This window comes from Streptomyces sp. LS1784 (assembly GCF_020103755.1).
Classification (GTDB): Bacteria; Actinomycetota; Actinomycetes; order Streptomycetales; family Streptomycetaceae; genus Kitasatospora.
Genome location: NZ_JAHSQD010000874.1, coordinates 1 through 2345, shown reverse-complemented (window position 1 = coordinate 2345; position 2345 = coordinate 1). Strand labels below are relative to the sequence as shown.

The 2345-nt window shown below is 76.8% G+C and carries 3 protein-coding genes; 2 read left to right on the top strand and 1 reads right to left on the bottom strand.

Annotated elements, in window-relative coordinates; genetic code table 11:
* Positions 1–317 precede the first annotated feature (317 nt).
* Positions 318–1037 carry a response regulator transcription factor gene (locus tag KS423_RS43660; protein ID WP_224285241.1) on the top strand — a complete coding sequence of 240 codons (720 nt, stop codon included), beginning with the start codon at positions 318–320 and terminating at the stop codon, positions 1035–1037.
* A 134-nt stretch (positions 1038–1171) separates the two neighbouring features.
* Positions 1172–1582, top strand: a complete 411-nt coding sequence (locus tag KS423_RS43655) for a pyridoxamine 5'-phosphate oxidase family protein (RefSeq protein WP_224285240.1) — start codon at positions 1172–1174, stop codon at positions 1580–1582.
* 21 nt (positions 1583–1603) lie between these two features.
* Here KS423_RS43655 and KS423_RS43650 read toward each other — a convergent pair whose 3' ends face one another.
* On the bottom strand, positions 1604–2185 hold the full coding sequence (locus KS423_RS43650) for a TetR/AcrR family transcriptional regulator (RefSeq protein ID WP_224285239.1): 582 nt from the start codon (positions 2183–2185) through the stop codon (positions 1604–1606).
* Positions 2186–2345 lie beyond the last annotated feature (160 nt).

The window sequence follows — 2345 nt, the reverse complement described above, 5'->3', positions numbered from 1 at the left end:
TGGCCGGATGGCTGGTGGTCGGCGCGGCCGTCGCCTCGCTCGGGGCGGTGGCCATCCTGCTGTCGGGCAGCGGCGAGGTCGTGCCCCGGGCGGTGCTCGCGGCGGTCAGCGGCGCGGCCGTCGCGCTCGCGTTCCTGCTGATGGGGCTGGGGAACGTACGGCGCCAGGGGCGCTGAGAGCGTTCCTCGCCGGCGGCCCGGGCACTGCGGCCCGGTCCGAATGGGGTCGTTGGGCCCTGGGCCCGCCGTCGGGCTCCGGGGGATGATGCCCTGGGCCCCGCTGGGAGTGTGCGGGGGTGACGAAGGTGGAGCCGCGTGATGGCGACCAAGACGGAGGGGGCCGAGGCCTCGGCTCCGGTCCGGGTGTTCCTGCTGGACGACCACGAGGTGGTGCGCCGCGGGGTGCACGACCTGCTGGACGGCGAGCCCGACCTGGAGGTGGTCGGGGAGGCGGCGACGGCCGAGCAGGCGCTCGTCCGGGTGCCGGCGCTGCGGCCCGACGTGGCCGTGCTGGACGTCCGGCTGGGCGACGGCGACGGCGTCTCGGTCTGCCGTGAGCTGCGCTCGCGGATGCCCGGGCTGGCCTGCCTGATGCTGACCTCCTTCGACGACGAGGAGGCGCTGCTGGACGCCGTGATGGCGGGCGCCGCCGGGTACGTGCTCAAGCAGATCAGCGGGACCGACCTGGTCGCCGCCGTCCGCACCGTCGCCTCCGGGCGCTCGATGCTCGACCCCGGCGCTGCGACCCGCCTCCTCAACCGCCTGCGCAGCGACGCCGAGCCCGCCCAGCCGGTCACCACCGGACCGGGCCTGACCGTGCGCGAGCAGGAGGTCCTCGAACTGATCGGCGAGGGCCTGACCAACCGGCAGATCGGCGAGCGGCTCTACCTCGCCGAGAAGACCGTCAAGAACCACGTCTCGCGGCTGCTCGCCAAGCTCGGCGTCGAGCGGCGGGTGCAGGCCGCCCTGATCGCCACCGAGCTGCGCCAGGCCTCCGCCGCCGCGCAGCCCTCCGTGCTGCGCTCCGGCCGGTACTGACGGGCGGGCCGGACGGGTAGGTCCGAGGGCCGTGGGGCCCGGGGCCGACGGCCCGCACGGCGGGGCCCTCGCCGGGCCCCGCCGGGACCATCGGCCCTCGCGACCCGGTCGGGGCCCGGGCGAGCATCGCTCGCATGAACCGCGACCACATCCCGAGCCCCCGGCCCGTCCCGTACGACCGCCCCGACCTTCCCGAACTCCGCGAACTCGACCGGAAGCGGTCGCTGGAGCTGCTGGCCCGGGCCGCCGTCGGCCGGGTGGTCTACACCGTCGACGCCCTCCCGGCCGTCCTCCCGGTGCCCTTCCGGCTGGCCCCCGGCGGTGTGCTGCTCTCGGCGCCGGCCGGCTCCGAACTGGCCCGGGCGGTCGACGGCGCGGTGATCGCCTTCGAGGCCGACGAGGTGGACGGCCGGGACGGCTCCGGCTGGTTCGTCACCGTCCTCGGCCGCGCCCAGGTCCGCCCGGCGCCCCGGGCGGCCCGGCCGGGCGGCACGGTCCGCATCCGCATCCGCCCGGAGCTGGTCATCGGCCGCCGTCTGGCCTGAGCCCGGAGCGCCGTGGCGTGCTCAGGGCCCCAGCAACGCCCGGGCGGTGTGCAGGAGTTCGGCGTCCGCTGCCGGTTCCGCGGTGCCGGCCAGGCCGGAGCGGAAGAGCGAGGCGCCCTCGACCAGCATGATGAACACCCGTGCGCGGGCGTGCCGTTGCTCCTCCGTCAGACCGGGGTGGCGTCCGGCGAGGAAGGCGGCGACCAGCTCCCGGTAGCGGTCGTAGAAGGCCCGGACGGCGGCGGCCACCGCGGGGTCGCGGGCGGCGAGTGCCCACAGTTCCGCGAAGAGCCGGACCAGCCGGGGGTCCTGTTGTTCGGCGAGGAGCTCGCCGAGCAGGGCGTCCTCCGCGCGGCCCGGGTCGAGCAGCGGGCCGAGCCGTTCCACCGAGCGGTCGAGGACGCGCCCCAGGACGGCGGCCACCAGCTCGGCGTGGGTCGGGAAGTAGTGCTGGAGGTGACCGAGGCGGACGCCGGCGGCCGTGGCCACCGTCCGCATGGTCAGCTCGGTGCCGCCCTCGGTGACCAGCAACTCCTCGGCGGTGTCGAGCAGTTGCTCCCGGCGCTGGGCGCCCTTGCCGCTCAGGCCCCGGATGTTGCTCATGCCGCCTCCTCCGTGCCGCGCCGCCCGTCGGCCGCCGTGACGGTGACGGTGACGCCCAGCTCCGCCAGGTCCTCCAGGACCCGCCCGGGGCGCGGGGTCTGCTCCGGGAAGGCCACCCCGGCGGGTGGCGGGGCGCCGTCCGCGCCGAGCGCCCGGCGCA